Annotated in this window: 19 protein-coding genes; 10 read left to right on the top strand and 9 right to left on the bottom strand. The window is 69.8% G+C overall.

The window, feature by feature from the left end; all coding sequences use genetic code 11:
* Positions 1–142: 142 nt before the first annotated feature.
* Positions 143–727: a DUF6328 family protein gene (locus tag AB0B72_RS39000; RefSeq protein WP_367744730.1), complete on the bottom strand. Its 585-nt coding sequence runs from the start codon at positions 725–727 to the stop codon at positions 143–145.
* Positions 720–1,229, bottom strand: coding sequence for a DUF1360 domain-containing protein (locus AB0B72_RS39005; protein WP_367744731.1), 510 nt, complete (start codon positions 1,227–1,229; stop codon positions 720–722). The genes AB0B72_RS39000 and AB0B72_RS39005 overlap by 8 nt, the downstream gene beginning before the upstream one ends.
* A 55-nt stretch (positions 1,230–1,284) precedes the next feature.
* Between AB0B72_RS39005 and AB0B72_RS39010 the strand changes: the two genes are divergently transcribed.
* Positions 1,285–1,881 (top strand): hypothetical protein, encoded by a 597-nt coding sequence (locus tag AB0B72_RS39010; RefSeq protein ID WP_367744732.1) that lies wholly within the window; start codon positions 1,285–1,287, stop codon positions 1,879–1,881.
* Positions 1,882–1,962: 81 nt separating this feature from the next.
* Here AB0B72_RS39010 and AB0B72_RS39015 read toward each other — a convergent pair whose 3' ends face one another.
* Together AB0B72_RS39015 and AB0B72_RS39020 are read right to left on the bottom strand one after the other, a co-directional pair.
* Positions 1,963–2,325: a PRC-barrel domain-containing protein gene (locus AB0B72_RS39015; protein WP_367744733.1), complete on the bottom strand. Its 363-nt coding sequence runs from the start codon at positions 2,323–2,325 to the stop codon at positions 1,963–1,965.
* Between the two features lie 186 nt (positions 2,326–2,511).
* Complete coding sequence (locus tag AB0B72_RS39020; protein ID WP_367744734.1) at positions 2,512–3,366, bottom strand: NmrA/HSCARG family protein; 855 nt, start codon at positions 3,364–3,366, stop codon at positions 2,512–2,514.
* A gap of 94 nt (positions 3,367–3,460) precedes the next feature.
* Between AB0B72_RS39020 and AB0B72_RS39025 the strand changes: the two genes are divergently transcribed.
* Entirely contained in the window at positions 3,461–3,904 is a 444-nt protein-coding gene (locus tag AB0B72_RS39025) for a MarR family winged helix-turn-helix transcriptional regulator (protein ID WP_367744735.1), read from the top strand.
* 416 nt (positions 3,905–4,320) lie between these two features.
* Here AB0B72_RS39025 and AB0B72_RS39030 read toward each other — a convergent pair whose 3' ends face one another.
* The gene (locus AB0B72_RS39030) at positions 4,321–4,983 is read right to left on the bottom strand and encodes a 4'-phosphopantetheinyl transferase (protein ID WP_367744736.1); all 663 of its coding nucleotides are present in this window, start codon (positions 4,981–4,983) and stop codon (positions 4,321–4,323) included.
* Positions 4,984–5,201: 218 nt separating this feature from the next.
* On the opposite strand from AB0B72_RS39030, the gene AB0B72_RS39035 reads away from it, so the two are divergent.
* Positions 5,202–6,149 (top strand): ATP-binding cassette domain-containing protein, encoded by a 948-nt coding sequence (locus AB0B72_RS39035; RefSeq protein WP_367744737.1) that lies wholly within the window; start codon positions 5,202–5,204, stop codon positions 6,147–6,149.
* Positions 6,150–6,159: 10 nt separating this feature from the next.
* Positions 6,160–6,909: an ABC transporter permease gene (locus AB0B72_RS39040; RefSeq protein ID WP_367744738.1), complete on the top strand. Its 750-nt coding sequence runs from the start codon at positions 6,160–6,162 to the stop codon at positions 6,907–6,909.
* Positions 6,910–6,972: 63 nt separating this feature from the next.
* Here the strand turns inward: AB0B72_RS39040 and AB0B72_RS39045 are convergent, their stop codons facing one another.
* Complete coding sequence (locus AB0B72_RS39045; RefSeq protein WP_367744739.1) at positions 6,973–7,194, bottom strand: DUF5988 family protein; 222 nt, start codon at positions 7,192–7,194, stop codon at positions 6,973–6,975.
* 235 nt (positions 7,195–7,429) lie between these two features.
* Between AB0B72_RS39045 and AB0B72_RS39050 the strand changes: the two genes are divergently transcribed.
* A complete protein-coding gene (locus AB0B72_RS39050; RefSeq protein WP_367744740.1) occupies positions 7,430–8,350 on the top strand; it encodes an aldo/keto reductase in 921 nt (306 codons plus the stop codon).
* Between the two features lie 197 nt (positions 8,351–8,547).
* On the opposite strand, the gene AB0B72_RS39055 is transcribed toward AB0B72_RS39050, so the two are convergent.
* From AB0B72_RS39055 to AB0B72_RS39065, 3 genes are read right to left on the bottom strand one after another with little or no spacing between them, the layout of a single operon-like run.
* Positions 8,548–9,258: a response regulator gene (locus AB0B72_RS39055; protein ID WP_367744741.1), complete on the bottom strand. Its 711-nt coding sequence runs from the start codon at positions 9,256–9,258 to the stop codon at positions 8,548–8,550.
* 9 nt (positions 9,259–9,267) lie between these two features.
* Entirely contained in the window at positions 9,268–10,341 is a 1,074-nt protein-coding gene (locus AB0B72_RS39060) for a sensor histidine kinase (RefSeq protein ID WP_367744742.1), read from the bottom strand.
* Positions 10,342–10,393: 52 nt separating this feature from the next.
* On the bottom strand, positions 10,394–11,278 hold the full coding sequence (locus AB0B72_RS39065; protein WP_367744744.1) for a UbiA family prenyltransferase: 885 nt from the start codon (positions 11,276–11,278) through the stop codon (positions 10,394–10,396).
* Between the two features lie 460 nt (positions 11,279–11,738).
* Between AB0B72_RS39065 and AB0B72_RS39070 the strand changes: the two genes are divergently transcribed.
* From AB0B72_RS39070 to AB0B72_RS39090, 5 genes are all read left to right on the top strand, one after another.
* The gene (locus AB0B72_RS39070; RefSeq protein WP_367744747.1) at positions 11,739–13,409 is read left to right on the top strand and encodes a 2-isopropylmalate synthase; all 1,671 of its coding nucleotides are present in this window, start codon (positions 11,739–11,741) and stop codon (positions 13,407–13,409) included.
* A 350-nt stretch (positions 13,410–13,759) separates the two neighbouring features.
* A complete protein-coding gene (locus AB0B72_RS39075) occupies positions 13,760–16,576 on the top strand; it encodes an AAA family ATPase (RefSeq protein ID WP_367744749.1) in 2,817 nt (938 codons plus the stop codon).
* A gap of 51 nt (positions 16,577–16,627) precedes the next feature.
* Complete coding sequence (locus AB0B72_RS39080; RefSeq protein WP_367744752.1) at positions 16,628–16,873, top strand: hypothetical protein; 246 nt, start codon at positions 16,628–16,630, stop codon at positions 16,871–16,873.
* 39 nt (positions 16,874–16,912) lie between these two features.
* Positions 16,913–18,118: an NADP-dependent malic enzyme gene (locus tag AB0B72_RS39085; protein WP_367744754.1), complete on the top strand. Its 1,206-nt coding sequence runs from the start codon at positions 16,913–16,915 to the stop codon at positions 18,116–18,118.
* A 152-nt stretch (positions 18,119–18,270) separates the two neighbouring features.
* The coding region (locus AB0B72_RS39090; protein WP_367744757.1) for a type I polyketide synthase at positions 18,271–22,523 on the top strand (4,253 nt) is incomplete at its 3' end.

Genomic DNA, 22,523 nt, shown 5'->3' on the forward strand with positions numbered 1-22,523 from the left:
AGCGCGCCACGCCTCGAAGCGCCCCGCGGCGGGGGGCCGGCGGGGGGCGGTGGATCCCCCCCCCGCCGCCGGAGGGCCGGCCCGCCGGCCCTGACCATGAGTCCGTATGGGGGCGTTGAAGTGCGACAGATGTCGCGGCCGGTCAGGTGCGCTCAAGATCCCGGCCGCGACCGGTGCCGTCTTCCCGGGCGCCGTCTTCCCGGGCGCCGTCTTCACGGGCGCCGTCACCATCGTGCTCTTCCACGGCGGCGCCGTCCCTGAGGGAGAGCAGGGGCTGGACGAACCACAGCCAGCCGCTGAGGCCCGCCACCCCCGCGGCGACCACGGTCGCGGGCCACGGGCCGGTGAGCGCCTCGACGACCAGGCCGGTGGAGCACGTCATCGTGATCGCCAGGGCGATGCCGCCGATCACGCCGAGCCGGTTGGCCCGGTGCAGCATGACCTCCTTCAGCCCGGACCTGAACATGATCCGGTGCTGGGTGGCGGGCGCGATGAAGCAGATGGAGGCCACGGCGGCCGTCACCACCGCGGTGTAGAACATCCAGCGCACGGTGCTGTCGACCTTCTCGAAGCCCGCGGAGAAGGGCAGCGTCAGCAGGAACGCGAACAGCACCTGCACGCCGGTCGAGGCCACCCTCAACCCTTGAAGAAGCTCTCCCAGCTCCCGGTCGACACGCTCCTTGCGGTTCTCCTCCGGGTTGCGCAGCGGTTCCATGCTTTCACTCACTGGCGGCCTTCATCAGTCTGGTGTAGGCCAGCTGCAGCCAGTCCGAGACCGCCACGGCGGCCATCGTCGCGCCGGCCATGCGCGTCACCTTGGGGGAGAACACCATGCCCGCGGCGTAGCCGGTGGCCACCCACTGCGACAGGCAGAAGGGGCAGGTGAGCAGCTCGCCGAGGGCGTGCCGGACCCCCGACCCGTCGCTGCGCACCTTCTCGCGCAGCTCCGCGGGCCCCGACACCCCGTCGAACCGGGTGAACGGCGCCCGGATGGGGCTCGTCACAGGGTCCTTGGCGATGGTGCGCGAAAGGCGGTGGGTGAACAGCCCCATCAGCAGGATGTCCATCGGGCTGATCTTCTCCGGCGCCCTGCGGCCCGCCAGCTTGGCGGCGGCGAGCAGTACGGACACCGCTCCGCCGTACACCGTGAGAACCCTTAAATAGGAGGCCAGCGGGCGGTCTTCCTCGCCCTCATATTCGCGTTTGATGTCCCTGAGGCTCTCGGTCATGCACGCGCCCTACCCGGGATAGTTTGCGCCGAACATGGCTGGGCAAGCGACCCAAGTGGGTAGTCACAGTCACGCCGTCACCGACGCGATCCTGGAAACGCTGAAGCGTGCCGGCGCGGGTCTCAAGGAGGCCGGGGTGCGTTTCGCCCTCGCCGGAGGCTGCGCCGGATATGCCAGGGGCGCCGCGCCATCACTTCACGACGTCGACTTCGCCCTTGTCGAGGAAGACGTCCCGCTCGCGCTCAAGACTCTGGAGAACCTGGGGTTCCGGACCGCGAAACCACCGGAGGACTGGCTGGTCAAAGCCTTCGACGAACAAGATGTGCTCGTCGACCTGATCTTCTCGCTCGCCGAGAGGCCGGTCACCGAGGCGATGATCGCACGGGCCGACCCGATCAACACGGCCGCGCTCACCCTGCCCGTCCTCGAAGCCACCGACCTGGTGATCTCCTGGATTCTGCCCATGTCGGAGCACAGCTGCGACTACGGCTCGCTGCTGCCCGTCGTCCGTGCCATGCGGGAGCAGGTCGACTGGAACAAGGTCGCCTCGGTCACCGCCCCGTCGCCGTACGCGTCGACCTTCGTCACGCTGCTCGAACGGCTGCACATCATCGACCCGCCCGTACCGAGCCCCGGCACCGTCTGGCCCTAGGCATACGGCACACGGACAGCCGGGGTACCCGCCACGAGGAGCCGCGCCGTACGGCGCGGCTCCTTCCTACTGCGTGGGCCGCTACAGCGTGCCGGTGTAGGGGAAGCGGTTGTAGTACTCGCCCAGGCGGTCGCGGTAGTCCGGCTGCTCGAAGGCCGTCTCGTCGAACTCGGGCGCGTTCTTGATCTCCTGCTTGGTGCGGCTGACGAAGACCTTGCGTTCCGCGGGGTCGATCTGCGTCACCACGCTGGCCGGCAGCATGACCTTCTTGCCGAAGATCCAGGGCCCGGTGTCCACCACGATGTAGCTCTGGCTGGCCTCGTAGGTCGCCTCGTCCACCGAGCCGATCTTGCCGTCGGTGGCCTGGACGTCGAAACCGATGATGTCGGGGTTCAGGCCCATGTCGTACACGCCGTTGGGATACGACCAGAGATCCGGTGTCATTGGGTGTCACTCCCTTCGTCATCTCAGCACTACCCGGGCCGGAGTGGGGCAACATCCCCGGTGCGTAAGGGGTGGGACATGGTCCGGTCGCCGGCGCGCCGAGGAGCGGACGACTCCCGGGGACCGCGGCGGTCAGGCGCCGTACGCTGCCGCGCCCGACGTGGCCCGTCGCCACGGTGACCGGGATCACGCCGCCTCCGGCCGACTGCTCCGGGCGAGCCACGCCTTGAGCGTGAGCAGGCCGGGGTGCTGCCTGCGCAGGGCCGGGATGTCGGCGTTGTATCCCGACTCCTCGAACCAGAAAAGCATCCGCGCCTCTTTGCCCATCGCCCGCAGCAGCACTCGCGGGACGCGCGCGTAGCGTCCCGGCCGGCCCGCGGCCTTGAGCGTGGCGGCGATGTCCGGCACGGTGAGCTGGTCCCCGGCCAGCTCCAGTGCCTGACCGGTGTACAGCTGCGGCTGCTCGAAGGCCAGCCGGGCGAAGATGCCGATGTCCCGGACGGCGACCATCTGCAGGGATTTGCGGGGCCCGAGCGCGGCGGCCATCATGCCCAGCCCGACGGAGGCTCCGCGCATGGTGAACACGTCCATGAACGTGGCCGGGCGCAACACGGTGGCGGGAAGCCCGGTGGCCCGCAGGTGCTGCTCGATTTCCCACTTGGTGTCGAAGTGGGGGATGCCGCGCACCCGTTCGGCCCCGCCCACCGAGGCGTAGACGAAGTGCTCGACGCCCGCGGCCCTGGCCGCGTCGATGAGCGTGACGCCCTGCCTGACCTCGCCTTTCAGGCCGGCGGTCCGGGAGTTCTGCACGCCGTAGGCGCCGTAGACGCCGTTCAGCGCCTGCTTCAGCGATGCCTCGTCCGTCATGTCCCCGGCGACGACCTCCACACCCCGCGCCGCCAGCGCCGTGGCGGCGGCACCCGACGGATTTCGGGTCAGCGCACGCACCCGCCACCGGTCCGGATGTTCGAGCAGCGCGTCCACGACGGCGCCGCCCTGGTTGCCGGTCGCCCCGGCGACGAGGATCAGCGGTGTGTCCATGACGTCTCTCCCCTACAATCGCTATTACTGAACTACCGGATAGTTACCTAGTTCAGCATATGGTCGCTGACAGTGTGGGAAGAGAGGCGTTCCTATGTCAAGCGGGGCAACGGAACTGGGCGAGTTGCTGGTGGCCGCCCACCGGGCTTTCACGCAGCAAGGAAGGGCCAGATTCGGCGAGCACGGGCTCTCACCCGCCCGGGTACGCCTGCTGACCACCCTTCACCAGCGCTCGGGAAGCCGTATGCGCGATCTGGCGGACGCGCTCGGCGTCAGCGGACGGGCAATCACCCCGCTGGTGGACGTGCTGGAATCCGACGGCCTGATCGCCAGGCGGCCGGACCCGAGCGACCGGCGGGCCTTCCGGCTCACGCTCACCGACGCCGGACTCGGCGCGATCGACCAGATCGCCCACCTGCAACAGCAGATCAGCGAGGAGATCTTCAGCGTCATGTCCGCTGAGGACCAGCGCGACCTGACCCGCCTTCTCCGCGCTTTCCTCGACGCGAACCACGGGCCCGGATGCGCTTCGGATTGATCCCGCGACGACTGTGGTCCATGCCGCGAGATGAACGCCGACTTCGAGGTCGAGGCGCTGGTGATTCGCCGGCTGGAATCGGTGCCGGTAGCAGGGGAGCGCCAGGGGGGATTAGGGGTGTCGAGGTTCCCGGGAGACGGATAGATTTATTTACACAGGCGTTTGGAGGATTTGAAACCTCTGCGAGGTGAGATTGCTGAGATTCACCTAGTTCCATATCGTCTTGCCGACTCTCAGGCATTTCACGGGCCACCGCGCGAAACCGCGCGGTGGCCCGTTGGTTTTCCGCTGGGTTCGGCTCCGGCGCGTGAAGCTCCGCCTCCTGAAGAATCGCCGCGCTCTTCCGCTCGCTCGATTTCCCCGGGTGTGGCCGCCGATTCCCCGGGCGCGGCTTCCGCTTTCCCGGGCGCGCGGCCTCAGGAGGTGGACGACACCACGATCGCGGTCAGGATGAGTCCGTCGCGGACCATCCAGCGTCCCGTGAAGCCCGTGAGGGCGCGGCCGTTCATGCGCGGCCCGGTGACCAGCAGCCGGGCGGAGAACTGGCCGCGGCGGGGGTCGGCCGTGATGAGCGCGTCTTCGAAGTCGAGCCAGCGCTTGGCGATGGGGAACCACGCCTTGTAGACCGACTCCTTGGCGCTGAACAGCAGGCGGTCCCAGCTCACCTGGGGGTGCGTCCGGCTGAGCTCGCGCACCCAGGCGCGCTCGGCGGGGAGGGAGACGGCGTCGAGGACGCCGTTGGACAGGGCGTCGTTGGGCTCGGCGTCGATGCCGATGGTGGTGATCTTCGTCTCCTGGCCGAGCACGGCGGCCCGGTAGCCGGTGCAGTGGGTGATGCTGCCGACTATTCCGCTGGGCCACTGCGGCTCGCCCCTCTGACCGGACGGCACGACGGTGGGAGGGTGGCCGAGCGCGGTCATGGCACGCCGGGCACAGAACCGGGCGGTGGTGAACTCCTTGCGGCGCTTTTCCACCGCCTGGCCGACGGCGGCCTCTTCCTCAGGGAAAAGGCGCGCCTCCGCTGGGTCGTCGAACGCGTCGGAGGCGACCACGTTCGCGGGAAGAATTTCCTCGATCACGTCGGCTCCCGCGTCGGAAGTATTACTGTTCCCGGAAGTACTGCTGTTCCGAGCCGATCGTATATTTGGCCGGCACCCCGCGTGAATCGCGGCGTACCCCCTCTTGGAGCACGGGACGCGGAACAAGGGCGCCTAGGGGCGGCCTAAGGGTTGTGACCCGCAATTGAACTCCCAATTCTAGAGGCTAGCGGCCGAATGCATTCGAGGGGTGACCACCTGTGATCAAAGCGCGAGGGCTGACCAAGACATTCCGCTTCAAAGGCCATCCCGTCGAGGCGGTACGCGGCGTGGACCTCGATGTGGCGGCGGGCGAGCTCGTCGGCTTCCTCGGGCCCAACGGGGCGGGCAAGACGACAACGCTGCGCATGCTGACCACGCTGCTCAAGCCGACGTCGGGTGAGGCCGTGGTCGCCGGGTGCGATCTGGCGAGCGACCCGGCCGGGGTGCGCCGCAGAATCGGCTACGTGGGCCAGGGCTCGGGCGCGGGCCAGGAGCAGCGGGCGGGCGAGGAGCTCGTGATGCAGGGCAGGCTGTACGGCCTGCCGGCGGCGGAGTCGCGCCGGCGCGTGGGCGATCTCCTGGCCAGGTACGAGCTGGAGGGCGTCGAGAACCGGCTGGTCAGCACGCTGTCCGGTGGACAGCGCCGCCGGCTGGACATCGTCATGGGCATCATGCACCAGCCGGACGTGGTCTTCCTCGACGAGCCGTCCACCGCGCTCGACCCGCAGAGCCGCAGCAACCTCTGGCAGCACATCCGCTCGCTCCGCGAGGAGAGCGAGACGACGGTCTTCCTCACCACGCACTACCTCGACGAGGCCGACGCGCTCTGCGACCGCATCCTCGTCATGGACGGCGGCGCGATCGTCGCCGAGGGCACGTCCGACGAGCTCAAGAGCCGGGTCTCCGGCGACCTGGTGGTGCTGGAGACGGATTCGCCGGAGGCGACGGCAGGGGTGGCCGCCGCGCTGCCCGGCGCCGACGAGCCGGTGGTGGACGGCTCGGTCGTGCGGTTCAGGATCGCCCGCGGCGACGGCGTGCTGCCGGGGCTGCTGCGTGAGCTCGATCGCATGGAGATCGCCGTGAGCTCGGTGCAGACGCATCGGCCCACCCTTGACGACGTGTTCTTGACCTTGACCGGCCGCAGTCTGCGCGAGCCCGTTTCCTGAGGAGACCGTGATGCGTTTCGCCACCGAGACCTGGCTGATGTTCGTGCGCTCGGCCCGCCCCCCGCTCCGCAACCCGGTCACGATCATCGTGGGGATCTCCATGCCCCTGGTCTACCTGGTGCTCTTCGGCCCGCTGCTGCGGCACATGACCACCGGCGACGGGCTGAGCTCCTGGCAGTGGTTCGTGCCCGGCCTGCTGGTCCAGCTCACCCTGTTCGGCACCGCCTACGCGGGCTTCACGATGCTCCCCGAGACGAGGTCGGGCGTGATGGAGCGGATGCGGGTGACCCCCTCCGGCCGTACCGCCCTGCTGCTCGGGCGGGTGCTCAAGGACGTGGTGCTGCTGCTCGTCCAGGCGGTGCTGATGGTGGGGGCCGCGATGATCCTCGGCTTCCGCGCGCAGGCCGTGCCGGTGCTGCTCGGGCTCGGGCTGCTGGCGGTGACCGGGGTCGCCGTCGGGTTCTCCTCCTACGCGCTCGCCCTGAAGCTCAAGCACGAGTTCGCCCTCGCGCCCGTGCTCGGCGCGCTGGTCGTGCCGCTGATGCTGCTGTCAGGGGTGCTGCTGCCCATGGACATGGCGCCCACCTGGCTCTACAACGTCTCCCGGGCCAACCCGCTGTCCTACGTGGTCGACGCCGAACGGGCGATCATCGCGGGAGAGTACACGCAGACGGCGCTCACGGGAGCGCTCGTGGCGGTCGGGCTGCTCGTCGCCGGCATGGCGTGGGGCATCCACCGCTTCAGGAAGGAACAGGCGTGAAAGCCACGAGCCCAGCCATCGCGTCGATGGCTGGGCTCCGCTCGGTCCGTTCCGGCTCGCCGCCTACTCGGCGATCTTGGTACGGGCGGTCCACCGGAAGACCAGGTCGTCCGACGGATCGATGACGCGCTCGAAATGCTCGTAACCCGCCAGATAGGCGATCTTGACTTTGCCGTAGGCGGCCTCGGAAGCGGTCACCCGCTGAATCCTGGCGATGGCGGCCGGACCGCCCTCCAGTACGACGTAGACGTCCTCTTCCGATAGGACGCCGAGGGAATCGCTCATGAGAATGACCTCCACGGTGACTTTTCGTGCACTGTTCCGAATTCGGTTTCTCTTTCCTGAGTATCAGCTATTCCCGAGCTTGGGCATATACCCCTAAACACCCCCTATTGACCCCTGAACGGGGGGCGATGGGTGCTCAAAGTATTCTTTGATCGCTTTTCTGGCTGCATGCTGAAGTTCGGTAGTGTAGCGTTCCAACGCGTACGAAATGATCTTGCAGGTGGAAGGTGGATCGATGTGGAGCAGGAGACTGGGCGCACAGGGCCCGTTCTCTTCATGCCTGGGACTCGGGGGCCTGGCCATGGCCGGGGCCTACGGGCCGGCTGACCCCAAAGAGTCTGTTCACCTCATCCTGCACGCGCTCGACGCCGGCGTGCGCCTGCTCGACACGGCCGGGGGAATCGAGCCGCTGGTCGGCAAGGCGGTCGCGGAGTGGAACGACAGCGTCCTCGTCTCCGCGCACGCGCCGGACGGCACGACGCCGGAGGGGCTGGAGCGGGAGTGCGCGGCCTCGCTGCGCAGCCTCGGAGTCGAGGCCATCGACCTCTACTATCTGCCGTCCGGCGGGCCCGGCGCGCCTCCGATAGAGGAGCGCGTCGGCAAACTCGCCGAGCTCGTCGCCGCCGGGAAGATCCGCTATCTGGGCCTGGGCGGAGCCGACGCCGACGAGCTGCGCAGGGCGCACGCCGTGCACCCGGTGACCGCGCTGGCCGTCGAATACTCCATGTGGCGGCGCGACCCCGAATGGGAGCAGTTGCCCGTCGCGCGGGAACTGGGGGTCGGCACGGTCGCCTCCCGCCCGCTGGGACAGGGCTTCTTGACCGGCAAGGTGATATCGACCAGTCAGCTTGCCGAGGGGGACCTGCGGCTGGCGAATCCGCGTTTCACCGAGCAGTCCCTGTCCGTCAACCGGAGCCTGCTGCGCGCGGCCGAGGAGGTGGCGGCCCAGATGGACATCGGTGTGGGACGGCTGGCCCTGGCGTGGCTGCTCGCCCGGGGCGAGGACATCGTCGCGACGCCCAGCACGCGGGACCGCGTGCACCTGGAGATGAACCTGGCCTCACTCGCCGTGCGGCTCGCCCCTGAGACGATCGAGTGCCTGACGGATGTCTTCCCCACCGGCGCCGCGTCGTCCGGTGGCGGTTTCCGGGAGTGACCGCGAGCCCTTCGCGAGGTATCCTCTGACTGTCGCGTTTTCCCCAAGTCAGAGTAAAAGTCGAGGGCGTGAGCTTCATCGATTCCGTGACGTGGAGAAACAAGTCGCAGAGGGCCTCCGGGCCGCCCGGCGGCGACACGCGCACGGCCGGAGCGCGTCCCCAGGAGAGCCCGAGCGCCGTACGGCCCGCGCACGATTCACGTGCGGGACGGTTGCGGGCCAGACGGAAGCCTTCCCTGCGAGGAGCGGGAGGCGGGGTGGTCGCGCCTGGGAGCGATGAGAGCGGCCGCGACGGCCTTGTTCACCGCGTCGATGCGCGAGACGGCGCCGAGCTTGACGAATATGTTCCGCAGATGCCGTTTGACGGTCGCCTCGGTGAGGGCGAGCCGGGTGGCGATCTGGCTGTTGCTCAGCGCCTCGGCGGCCAGCTCCAGGATCTGCAGCTCCCGGTCGGACAGCACGCCCGGAGCGGGGCCCTGTGCCTGGGCCAGGCTCTCGCGGGAGACGGTGAGCACGATCCTGTCGGGCTCGCCGTGCACGCTGCGGATGGCGGAGATCAGCTCTTCGCGGTGGACGCTCTTGAGCAGGTAGCCGCGGACGCCGGCGGCCAGCAGCCTGCGCAGCAGTTGCGACCCGTCGTACATGCTCAAGATGATGATCTGGGACCGGGGGGAGCGCAGCCGGATGCCCGCCACCGTGTCCGGGGCCTCGGCTCCGGGGATCTCCACGTCGAGCAGGATGATGTCGGGCTGCTGCTCGGCGATCATGGCGAGCGCGCTGACGCTGTCCCCCGCCTGGCCCACGACCTCCAGGTCCTCCTGCATTTCGAGGAGCTCGTGCAGTCCCTCCCGGAAGAGCGCGTGATCGTCGACGAGGGCCACCCTGATCCTGGGCTCGGGCTGGTTCATCTGGCGTCCTTAGAGTGGTACGGAGAGTTCCACCTGGGTTCCTCCGAGGGGCTGGCTGGTGAGGACGACCGCCCCGCCCATGAGTTCGGCGCGCTCGCGCATGGACGACAGGCCCACCCCGTCCGACTTCGGACGCACGTGGGGATCGAAGCCGCATCCGTCGTCGGCGACGGATGCCCGCAGCTCGTGGGGAGCGATGTCCACGCGGATGAGGACTGTCGTGGGGCCGCCGTGGCTCAGGGCGTTGCGCGCCGCCTCCCTGATGATGAGGAACGACTCATCGAGCACTTCCGGTGAGGCCCACGTCTCATCCCCGTTCACGAGCAGGCGGACGTTCACCCCGTCCGCCTCGACCGTGTCGAGATAGCAGAGCAGCGCCTTTTCCATGCTTTTCAGCGGTTCCTGCGGGCGCAGCTCGGAGGTGATGCTCCGGAGGGTGCGCATCGTGTCCTGGACGGCCTGCTGTGCCACCTCGACCTTGGCCGAAGCCTTTGCTGGTTCCGTGACCCTGTAGAGATCATATAACTCGAGCTGACGATATACGACGCTCACTCCGTGACCGATGCGGTCATGGAGCTCCCTGGCGATTCGCCGCCTCTCCAGCAGCTGCGCCTCGTGCACCTTGTTCAGCAGGAAACCCGTGTAGCTCTCCGAGGACTCGCGGATACGCACCGCGATATTGCGCTCCAGGGCCAGGACCACGAGGGTGAAGCCCTCGACGGCCCGCACGTCGGGCTCGACGTGCGCGGACAGCGCGCTCAGGGCCGACCGGAAGAACGCCGAAGCGGCCTTGAGCGAGTCCTTGGGATGGATTCCCCTGGCCGCCCGCGCCGTCCCGATGTCCCGTGCGAGGAGCAGCTGGAGGTTCTCCGGCTGCCACTTGCCGGTCCGCAGGGTCGTGGCGACGTCGACGAGGATCTGCTCGGCGTTCAGCAGGGCCTGGTCCATCGCCGCCGGATCCCCGGCGATGGGACTGTCGATGGAGTTCAGGGTACGACGGTAGGCGTCGATGACCTCCGAGCTGTGCGTTTCCACGAATACAGCGAGGTCCCACCCGTCCTGCTGGTTCGCGTCTTCCGCCAACTGGCCCCTCCGGAAAGATGCGAATGGTGCTTCTATAATGGCCTAAAGTTGCTCAAAGAGACAATACAAGATGGGTTACGAGCGGTAGCAGCGCGGTGATGTGCAGCGCGTATTGTGTCACCATGAACGCACGGTAAGGCCGCCGCCGATGTGATCTGTCTCCTTTGGACAGTGGTGTCAGGCTGAGCGCCGCCACGGCGATCGCCCCCGCCAGCATTGCCAGGCCGGGCGCCATGAGGGCGAGATGAGCGGCGACCGTGAGCCCGATGAATGTGCAGGCCAGCGTCAGCGCCGTCACCGACGCCCCCACCCGTACGGCGAAGTCGCCGTGGCGCACCGCGAGTGTCCGGCGTCCGGACGCCGCGTCCCCCGCGACGTCGGGCAGGTCCTTCGTCGCCGTGCCGATGAGGCCCATCCACAGCGAGGCGCCGGCCGCGAAGAGCGGAAGCGCGGCCGAGCCCCGCTCGCTCCACTCCCCGCCGGTGGCCGCGGTGAATCCGGCGAGATAGCTCATGAGACCCGCGAGCCCGCCGACGACGGCGGTGCCCGTCGAACCGCGCTTGAGGTAGTACGGGGGCCCTGAGTAGAGGTAGCCCAGCGCCAGCACGGCCGCGACCAGCCAGATGGTGGGCCCCCGCAGCAGCAGGGCTCCGGTGAGCGACACGGCCGCCCCGCACAGGACGTAGACGAGCGCGACGTCGGGGTCCAGATCACCCCTGGCGATGGGGCGGCGGGAGCCGTTGATCTTGTCTTCACGCACGTCCATCACGCCGTTGAACAGATAGACGGACCAGATCGCCGAGACCCACACCAGGGCCCCGAGCGCCGTCTCCACGGGGTGGCCGTCGCCCCCCGTCCTGATGGCCAGCGCGGAGCCGGCGAGGAAACGCAGCAGAAAAATACCGAGAACCGAAGGTCTCGCCTCTTTGAGGCACATCGACAGGGTCGGAAAGAATGGGGTCGCACGGCCCGTCGCAACGGCAATCTTTATGTTCGACATAAACGGAGTATCCGCTGCGTAAGAGGGTTCGTTAAGAGGGTCTATGAAGAGGTGGTAGCGGCAATACAACTTTCGATACCCCTAGCGGATCCTTCGGTCAGTCCGGGGTCACTCAAGGATCACCGGGCTTGTCCCTCACCAGGGCCGTCGTTAGTTTTGTGGCAGATCGCAAGACGGGACGTCAGCCCTCGGAGCCCCGGCAGGAAGCGCCGGCGGAGAAGTAGGGGGCGGCCCGCGCACATGGCAAGCGAATAGAGATCCCTCATCGAGGAACCTCGGGGACCCGGCTCGGAGCGGAGCCGCCCTCAGGGTCCGCCGGCTCCAGATCGATCTGCCGAACGACGCCTCCCGTGGCGGAGGCGCGCGCCCGGATCCGAACTCGAGAAAGGCATCCGCCATGAAGACCCGTCGGCCTACCGCCCATCGATACAGCGGACCGCCTCCCGTCGAGTTGCCCGACAGGGCGTGGCCGGGCAGGACGATCCAGGCGTCGCCGCGCTGGTTGTCCACCGACCTGCGCGACGGCAATCAGTCACTGGCCACCCCGATGGCGCCGGCACGCAAGCTCGCCATGTTCGAGCTGCTGGTCGACCTGGGGTACAAGGAGATCGAGGTCGGATTCCCCGTCGCGAGCCAGGACGACCACGACTTCCTCCGCCTCCTCATCGAGCAGGACAAGATCCCCGACGATGTGCGGATCTCGGTGCTGGTGCCGGCCCGCGACGAGCTGATCAGACGCACCGTGGAGAGCCTCGCGGGCGTGCGCCGGGCGACGATCCATCTCTACAACGCGACGTCGCCGCTCTTCCGCGAGGTGGTGTTCGGCGTCGGCAGGGACGAGTGCCGCAACATCGCCGTGCAGGGCACGCGGATGATGATGAAGTACGCCGAGCAGAGTCTGGGCCAGTGCGACCTCGGCTACCAGTACTCTCCCGAGCTGTTCAACGAGACCGAGCTGGAGTTCGCGCTGGAGGTCTGCGAGGCGGTCATGGACAGCTGGGAGCCGGGCCCGGGACGGCCGATCATCCTCAACTTCCCCGCCACGGTGGAGCGGGCGATGCCCAACGTGTTCGCCGACCAGATCGAATGGCTGGACCGCAACCTGTCGCGCAGGGAACACGTGTGCCTGTCCATCCACCCGCACAACGACAGGGGCACGGGCGTGGCCTCGGCGGAGCTGGCGCTGCTGGCGGGGGCCGAGCGGATCGAGGGCTGCCTGTTCGGCAACGGCGAGCGCGCGGGCAACGTCTGCCTGGTCACGCTGGGGATGAACATGCTCACCCACGGGATCGACCCCGGCATCGACTTCTCCGACATCAACGCCATCCGGCGGACCGTGGAGTACTGCAACGAGATGCCCGTCCATCCCCGCCACCCCTACGGCGGGGACCTCGTCTACACCTCCTTCTCCGGCTCCCACCAGGACGCGATCAAGAAGGGGTTCCACGCCATCGAACAGGCCGCGGCCGAGTCCGGCGACGCCGTACGCGACCTTCCGTGGCGGATGCCGTACCTGCCGCTGGACCCGGAGGACGTGGGCCGCACCTACGAGGCCGTCGTGCGGATCAACAGCCAGTCGGGCAAGGGCGGGATCGCCTACGTCATGAGCAGCAGGTACGGCCTCAACCTGCCACGCGGCCTGCAGATCGAGTTCGCCCAGGTGGTGCAGGCCGCGGCCGAAGCCGACGGCGGCGAACTCGTACCGGCCCGGGTGGCGCAGCTGTTCGAGCAGGAGTACCTCTCCGACGTCGGCCTCGCGCTCGGCGACGAGTCGGTGTCCACTTCCCTCTACGTCGACGGCGGCGGCTTCGAGATCGGCGGCGCCAGAGCCGACGCGATCCGCACCATCGGGGCCATGCTCGCGCCGTGGGGCGTCGACGTGCGGATGGTCCACCGCACGGGCCTGTCGGGGGAGGGCAAGGCGGCCGTGTACGCCGAATGCAGGATGGACGGGCGCACACTGTGGGGCGCCGGTCTCGGCGTCGACGTGGAGATCGCCGCCTTCGCCGCGATCGGCTCGGCCGTGGGAAGGGCCAGGAGAACGCTGCCGCTGACGGCGGCGAGCTGACCACCGAATTCCATCGACGACGGCGGACCGTCTTCTGAATATCATGCCCGTGATCGCCCGGCGGCGGTCGCGGGCTTTTCGCTGGAATTGGGCCGCGGGTGACCAAGGATACGCCCCGATACTCCCTTCGATATCTACGCGGTTATTAGGGGGGGATCGCGTTGTCCCAGGCCCGCGCGGTCTCGTACGGTGAACGACAACGGATGGGAAAGGATGTGGCCGATGCGGGTCATCCAGCGGAAGAAGCCAAGGAAGACGACTCAGAACGACCTCGACCTCCGTACCCCGTCAGGGCGCAATTTACCCTTCTGAAAAACTCCGGAAACAATCCTCAAGAAAAGGGGAGGCCGATGACGGCCGTGATTGGAAGAGACGAGGAGTTGGCCTCCCTTGAGGGCCTCCTCTCCGACGCGATGAGCTCGCGGGGCGGGATCGCGATGGTGAGCGGCACCGTCACGATCGGCAAGAGCACATTGCTGCACACCTTCGCCGGCCGGGCCGGCCGGGCGGGAGCGGCGGTGCTGACCGCGGTCGGCTCGACGGCCGAGCGGGGCCTGCCGCTCGGGGTCTTCGCCCAGCTTCTGCATGACGCGGAGCTGACCGCGGAGGAGGGCGAGCGGGTCGCGCGGCTGCTGCGCGAAGGCGCGGACGCCTCGCCGGAGCAGCCGCAGACCGTCGAGCACATGGGCGCCTCGCTCGTGCACGACCTCTGCGGCGTGCTGATAGAGCTGTCCAGGAGGGTTCCGCTGCTGATCGTGGTGGACGACGTCCAGTACGTCGACAGCGCCTCGGCTCTGTGCCTGCTCTACCTGGCCCGCCGGGTGAGGTCCGCGAGGATCCTGGCGGTGTTCTGCCAGTCGGACTACCCGCAGCTCGCGCACACCCCCTTCCAGACCGAGCTGCTGCGCCAGCCGCACAGCCGGCGGATCCGCCTGACGCGGCTGACCAGGGAGCAAGTCGCGCTGCTGCTGACGAGCGCGCAGGGCGTCCAGGGCACGCGGAGCGCGGCGGACGCCGGGGACACGCCGGGTGCGTCGGACGCCGCGCACGCCCGGGTGGTCGAATATCAGGCGATCACCGGCGGCAACCCCCTGCTGGTCGGGGCGCTGCTCGACGACGAGCGGGTCGCCGCGGCGATAGGGGAGCCGTTCGCTCCCGGCGACGGTTACGCGCAGGCCGTGCTGACCTGCCTGCGCCGCGGCGACCCGATGATGCTCCGGGTCGCCAGAGGCCTGGCGGTGCTGGGCGACGCCAGCGGGCTGGACCGGCTGCTCGGCCTCGACGGCGCGGTCGTCATCCAGGTCCTGCGCTGCCTGGAGGCCATCGGGCTGCTCGACGGCGGCGGATTCCGGCACCCCGCCGCGCACGAGGCCGTACTGGCGGACCTGACTCCCGAGCTGCGCGCCGAGCTCCACCGGAGCGCGGCCGAGCTGACCCACCACGACGGCGCCGTCGTCACCGTCGTGGCGGAGCACCTGCGGGCGGCCGACCACGGCGACGCCCCGTGGGTGGTGCCCGTGCTGCGGGAGGCGGCGGAGCACTCGCTGCGCGAGGACCGGGTGGCCCCCGCCGTCGACTACCTCCGGCTCGCCCACCGCGCCTGCTCGGACGAGGGACAGGGCGCCGCTGTCAGGGCCGAGCTGTCCCGTGCCGAGTGGCGGATCAACCCGCGCGTCTCCACCGGGCACTTCGAGGAGCTGACCGACGCGATGCGCAGGGGTCTGCTCACCGGCAGGGACGGCGTGGCGCTGGCCAAGTCACTGCTGTGGTGCGGCCGGCTCGACGAGGCGAGGGAGGCGATCGAATGGCTCGGCGGCTACGACGACCAGGGTGACGCCGAGACCGCGGTGGAGCTCAGGAGCGCCGAGCACTGGCTGCGCGCGTCGTTCCCGCCGTTCGTCACGCACCTGCGGCGCACGCCGAGCGGCCCGGCGGCCGAGATCCTGCCCTCGGTGACGGTCAGCCGCCACGCGGAGGCGGTCGCCGCGCTGGCCACAGTGCTGTCCCGCGGCGCGAGGGACGACGTCATCGTGTCGGTGGAGCAGATCCTGCGCAGCCTGCGCCTGAGCGACGCCACGCTCGACGCCGTGGAGGCGGCCCTGCTCGCACTGGTCTACGCGGAGCGGCCCGACAAGGCGCAGCCATGGTGCGACCTGTTCATCGAGGAGGCGGTCTCCCGGCGGTCCGCCGGGTGGCAGGCGCGGCTGAGCGCGATCCGCGCGGAGATCGCGATGCGACAGGGCGACCTGCCGGGCGCCGAGCTGTACGGCAGGCAGGCGCTCACGCTGATGCCGCACGCGGCGTGGGGGGTGGCGATCGGCGGCCCGCTGTCGTGCCTGCTGCTGTCCACCACGGCCATGGGCAGGTACGACGACGCCGTCGAACAGCTCAACCGGCCGGTGCCCGACGCGATCTTCCAGAGCCGGTACGGCCTGCACCACCTGCATGCCAGGGGCCGCTACAGCCTGGCCGTCGACCACGCCCAGGCGGCGCTGCGCGACTTCGAGGCCTGCGGCGAGCTGATGGGCAAGTGGGGGATCGACGTCCCGGGCCTCATCTCGTGGCGGACCGACGCGGCAGCCGCGTGCCTGCGCCTCGGTCAGCACGGCAAGGCGAGGCGGCTCGCCGAGGAGCAGCTCTCCCGTTGCGGCGGCTCACGGACCCAGGGCATCGCACTGAGGCTGCTGGCCGCCACCAGTGAGCTGCGCCAGCGGCCGGCGCTGCTGCGCCAGGCGGTGGACGTGCTGCAGGCCAACGGCGACAGGTACGAGCTGGCCAGGACGCTGCTCGACCTGACCGAGGCGTACAACGCGCTCGGCGAGTACAAGCGGGCGCGGATGATGGGCCGCAGGGCGTGGGCCGGTGCGCAGGAGTGCCAGGCCGAGCCGCTGAGCAGGCTCCTGTCGCCGGATCGGGGCAGGGACGAGGCGGAGGAGCGGGCCGAGAGCCGCGCCGGGTCGCAGGCGACCTCGATGCTCAGCGACGCCGAACGGCGGGTGGCCTCCCTCGCCGCCGTCGGATACACCAACCGGGAGATCTCCAACAAGCTCTACATCACGGTCAGCACGGTGGAGCAGCACCTCACGCGGATCTACCGCAAGCTCAGCGTCACCCGGCGCACCGACCTGCCGTCCAACCTGGAACTCGCCACAGTCGTCACCGCTTAAGGGGCGCACTAGGGGTGGGAGACGGCCCCGGCCTCAAGTTACTTTCGATTCATGATGTATGAATACACGGCCATTCGGCTTTTTGGTGATCCCGCGCGGGATATGGCCGAAGAATGGTCGACTATTCTGAACGATCTGAGTGCGTTGGGATGGCGGCTCGTGGCCGTCCACGAAGGTTACGTATTTCTTGAGCGCGCTCTCTCCGCGGAAAGCGCCGTCCTGTGCGCCACCTGCACCACGGCGGTGGCGAGCCTTGGGGGGGAACCGGTCGCGGCGGAGTGCGACCTCCCCCACTGATCGGGGATTCCGCTGTCCACTCACCCTTTGGGGACCATCATGTCCATTGACGCTCTTGCCGAGTCCGTCGAACCCCTTCAGCCCGTGTCCCTTGACGCGGATCCGGCGTTCGCCCTGCACCGCGGCGGCAAGCTGGAGACCCGTTCCACCGTGCCCGTCGCGAACGCCGCCGACCTGTCGCTGGCCTACACCCCCGGCGTGGCGCGGGTCTGCTCCGCCATCGCCGAGCGGCCGGCCCTGGCCCTCGATTACACATGGGTCGCCAATCTCGTCGCCGTGATCTCCGACGGCACCGCCGTCCTCGGACTGGGCGACATCGGCCCCTCCGCGGCGATGCCGGTGATGGAAGGCAAGTCGCTGCTGTTCAAGGAGTTCGGCGGGGTGGACTCGGTGCCGATCTGCCTGGACTGCACCGGCGTCGACGAGCTGGTGGAGACGATCGTCAGGCTCGCGCCGTCGTTCGGCGGGATCAACCTGGAGGACATCAGCGCTCCCCGGTGCTTCGAGGTGGAGGCCAGGCTGCGGGAGCTCCTCGACATCCCCGTGTTCCACGACGACCAGCACGGCACCGCGATCGTGGTGCTCGCCGCGCTGCGCAACGCCGCGAAAGTGACCGGGCGCGAGCTCGCCGACCTGCGGGTCGTCGTGGCGGGCGCGGGGGCGTCCGGCATCGCGGTGACCCGGATGCTGCAGGCCGCGGGCGTCGGCGACATCGCCGCCTCCGACAGCCGCGGCATGATCTACGAGGGCCGCGCCGGGCTCAACCCCTACAAGGCCGCGCTCGCCGCCCAGACCAATCGCGCCGGTCATACGGGCACCACCGTCGAGGCGCTGGCCGGGGCGGACGTCTTCATCGGCCTGTCGGGCTCGACCGTGCCGGAGTACGCCATCGCCTCGATGGTGAACGACTGCATCGTCTTCGCGCTGTCCAACCCGACGCCGGAGATCCACCCCGAGGTGGCCGCGCGGCACGCCCGCGTCGTCGCCACGGGCCGCAGCGACTTCCCCAACCAGATCAACAACGTGCTGGCCTTTCCCGGCGTCTTCCGCGGCGCGCTCGACGTGCGGGCCCTCGCCATCACCGAGAACATGAAGGTCGCGGCGGCCGACGCGCTCGCCGGGCTCGTCGGCGACGATCTCGCGCCCGACCACGTCATCCCCAGCCCGTTCGACCCGCGCGTCGCGGAGGCCGTCACCTCCGCCGTCGCCGGCCAGGCGCGGCTCGACGGCGTCGCCCGCGCCTGACATTCCCTAGGGGTCAGCCTCACCCGCTACGGGTGTACGGCAGGGGTCATCTGTTCGTAGCGTCCGATCAGGCACATGTATTTATTGACCACTCCAGGCCGGGAATTGCGATGATGAGTGAGTCCGAGCCCTTTCTTGTTGACCGCGAGACCATGTCCGATGACGCGGTGGCGGTCATTGGAATCTCCGCACGCCTGCCATCGGCTCCGAATCCCGGCGCATTCTGGGATTTGCTGGCCGAAGGACGGGACGCGATCACCCAGGTGCCCGCCGAGCGCTGGGACGCCGACGAGCTCTTCGACGCCGACGTGGCCTCTCCCGGCAAGATGAACACCCGCTCGGGCGGATTCCTCGACTCGATCGACGGGTTCGACGCCGGGTTCTTCGGCATCTCGCCGCGTGAGGCGGTGGCGATGGACCCGCAGCAGCGGCTCATGCTGGAGCTGAGCTGGGAGGCGCTGGAGGACGCGGGCATCGTGGCGGGCCGGCTGCGCGACAGCAGGACCGGTGTCTTCGTGGGCGCCATCTGGGACGACTACGCCTCGCTGCTCTACCGCCGCGGCGCCGCGGCGATCTCCCGCTACACGGTGACCGGGCTGCACCGCAGCATCATCGCCAACCGCGTCTCCTACAGCCTGGGGCTGCGCGGTCCCAGCATGACCGTCGACACCGCGCAGTCGTCCTCGCTCGTGGCCGTGCACATGGCCTGCCAGAGCCTGCGCCGGGGCGAGTCGGACCTCGCCCTGGCCGGCGGCGTGAACCTGAACATCATCCCGGAGAGCGGGGTGGCCGAGGCCAAGTTCGGCGGGCTGTCCCCCGACGGCCGCTGCCACACCTTCGACGCCAGGGCCAACGGTTACGTGCGCGGTGAGGGCGGCGGCCTGGTCGCGCTCAAGCGGCTGCGCGACGCCCTCGCGGACGGCGACCGGATCCACTGCGTGATCCGCGGCAGCGCCATGAACAACGACGGCGCCACCGACGGCCTGACCGTGCCGAGCCCCCGCGCGCAGGAGGAGGTCGTGCGCCTGGCGCACGACGGCGCCGGCGTCGGCCCGGCCGACGTCCAGTACGTCGAGCTGCACGGCACCGGCACCCACCTGGGCGACCCGATCGAGGCCGCCGCGCTCGGGGCGGTCTTCGCCGAGGCCCGGCCGGCGGGTGATCCGCTGCTGGTCGGCTCGGCCAAGACCAACATCGGCCACCTGGAAGGGGCGGCCGGCATCGCCGGGCTGCTCAAGGCCGTCCTGGCCATCAGGAACCGGCAGATCCCCGCGAGCCTCAACTTCGCGACCCCGAACCCGCGCATCCCCTTCGACGAGCTGCGGCTCGCCGTCCCGACCGTCCTGCGGTCCTGGCCCAGGCCCGAACGGCCGCTCGTGGCGGGGGTCAGCTCCTTCGGCATGGGCGGCACCAACTGCCACCTCGTGCTCGCGGAGGCCCCCAGGCAGGGCACGCCGCCGGCCCCGTCCCCTGCGGGGCTGCCCGTTCCCTGGGTGCTGTCAGGCAAGACTCCGGCGGCGCTGCGCGACCAGGCCGGACGGCTCGCCGTACACGTGCGGACCCATCCCGGGCTGGACCCCGCGGACGTCGGCCGGTCGCTGGCGCTTGCCCGCTCCGCCTTCGCCCATCGCGCCGTCGTCGTCGGCGCGGACCACGCGGAGCTGCTGCGCGGGCTGGACGCCCTCGCCGGGGGCGCCACCGTGCCCGGCGTGGTCGAGGGCGTGGCGGACGGCACGCCGGGGAGGCTCGCCTTCCTGTTCACCGGGCAGGGCAGCCACCGGCTCGGCATGGGCGCGGAGCTGTACGCCGCGGTGCCCGAGTTCGCCGCGGCGCTGGACGAGGTGTGCGCGCACTTCGACCTGCCGGTCCGCCGGGCGATGTTCGAAGAGCCGGACCTGCTGGAACGGACCGACTACGCCCAGCCGGCGATCTTCGCGCTGGAGGTGGCGCTCTTCAGGACGCTGGAGGGATGGGGCGTCCGGCCAGACGTCGTCGCCGGGCATTCGCTCGGCGAGCTGACCGCCGCGCACGTCGCGGGCGTGCTGACGCTTCCCGACGCGTGCGCACTGGTGGCGGCACGCGGACGGCTCATGGGCGAGCTGCCGGTGGCGGGCGTGATGGTCGCGCTGGAAGGCTCGGAGGAGGAGATCCTCCCCCTGCTGGACGGCCGCGTCGACATCGCGGGCGTCAACGGCCCCCGGTCCGTCGTCATATCAGGAGACGAGGAGGCGGCGCTCGCGATCGCGAGCGAGTGGAAGGCGCGTGGCCGCCGCGCCAAGCGGCTGAAGGTGTCGGTGGCCTGCCACTCGCCGCTGGTCGAGCCGATGCTGGAGGAGTACCGGCGGATCGTGGCGGGCCTGCCGCACGCCCGGCCCGTCATCCCCGTCGTGTCCACCGCCATCGGACGTGTCGTCGAGGAGTTCACGCCGGACTACTGGGTGGAGCACACCCGGCGGGCCGTACGGTTCCTCGACGCCGTGCGAACCCTGGAGGCCGACGGCGTCACGACGTTCGTGGAGCTCGGGCCGGAAGCGGTGCTGACCGGGCTGACCGGTGACTGCCTCACCCCGGGGTCGGGCGCCGCGCGGGTGCCGACGCTGCGCGGCGACCGCCCCGAGCTCGCCTCGCTGGTCACCGCGCTGGCCCGGCTGCACATCGGCGGCGTGCCCCTGCGCTGGGACGCCTTCTTCGACGGCGCCCGCACGGTCGATCTGCCGACGTACGCCTTCCAGCGGGAGCGCTACTGGCTGGAGCTGCCCGCCGGTCCGCAAGAGGCGGCGAGCCCGGGAGACCTGCCGGGTTCCGCGCCGGAGGTCGCCGGCGCTTCGCGGGAGGTGGCGAGCCCGGCCCCCGTACGGAGGGACGCCGCGGGCGACGCGCCCGGCACGCCACGCGGGCGGCTCACCGCTCTGACGGGCGAGGAACTGCACGAAGCGCTGATCGACGTGGTCCGGGTCAACGTCGCGATCGTCCTCGGTCACGCGTCCGGCGGCACCGTCGACGTGGACCGGGCGTTCAAGGACCTGGGCTTCGACTCCCTCGGCGCCGTGGAGCTCCGTGACCGGCTCAACACGGCTGTGGGAGTCGAGCTGCCCAGCAGCCTGCTGTTCGACCATCCGACGCCGCGCGGGGTCGCCGAGCGCCTGGCCGCCGAGCTGACGGGCGGCGCCGTCGCGGTGGCCGCGGTCGCCCAGGTCGCCGCCCACGACGAGCCCATCGCGATCGTGGCGATGAGTTGCCGCTTCCCCGGCGGCGTACGCACTCCCGAGGAGCTGTGGCAGCTCGTCGCCGACGGCGGCGACGTGATCTCCGACTTCCCCCGCGACCGGGGCTGGGACGTCGACGGCCTCTACGACCCGGACCCGTCGCAGCCGGGCAGGACCTACACCCGCAGCGGCGGCTTCCTCTACGACGCCGACCAGTTCGACCCCGCGTTCTTCGGGATCTCGCCGCGTGAGGCGCTGGCGATGGACCCGCAGCAGCGGCTCGTACTGGAGACGTCGTGGGAGGCGGTGGAGCGGGCGGGCATCGACCCGACCTCGCTGCGCGGCGAGCGCGCCGGCGTCTTCGTGGGCGCGATGTCGCAGGACTACGGGCCACGCCTGCACGAGGCGGCCGACGGCTTCGAGGGATACGGCCTGACCGGCAGCGCCGCGAGCGTCGCGTCGGGGCGGGTGGCCTACACCTTCGGGCTGGAGGGTCCGGCGGTGACGGTGGATACGGCGTGTTCGTCGTCGTTGGTGGCGTTGCATCTGGCGGTTCAGGCGCTGCGGCAGGGGGAGTGCTCGCTGGCGCTGGCGGGCGGGGTGACCGTGATGGCGTCCCCCGGCATGTTCGTGGAGTTCTCCCGGCAGCGCGGGCTGTCCCGCGACGGCCGCTGCAAGGCGTTCTCCGCCGACGCCGACGGCACGGGGTGGGCCGAGGGTGTCGGGATGCTGCTGCTTGAGCGGTTGTCGGATGCCGTCGCGAACGGGCATGAGGTTCTGGCCGTGGTGCGGGGTTCGGCGGTGAATCAGGACGGTGCTTCGAATGGGTTGACGGCGCCGAATGGTCCGTCGCAGCAGCGGGTGATCCGGCAGGCGCTGGCGAATGCGCGGTTGTCGGTGGCGGATGTGGATGTGGTGGAGGCGCATGGCACGGGGACTGTGCTGGGCGACCCGATCGAGGCGCAGGCGCTTTTGGCGACGTACGGCCAGGAGCGGGAGACGCCTCTTTATCTGGGGTCGTTGAAGTCGAACATCGGGCATTCGCAGGCGGCCGCCGGGGTGGGCGGTGTGATCAAGATGGTCATGGCGATGCGGCATGGGGTGCTGCCGAGGACGTTGCATGTGGATGAGCCGTCGCCGCATGTGGACTGGTCGGCGGGTGCGGTGGAGTTGCTGACGGAGGCGCGGCCGTGGCCCGT

Origin of the sequence: Microbispora sp. NPDC049125, from assembly GCF_040802045.1 — a bacterium.
GTDB lineage: Bacteria > Actinomycetota > Actinomycetes > Streptosporangiales > Streptosporangiaceae > Microbispora.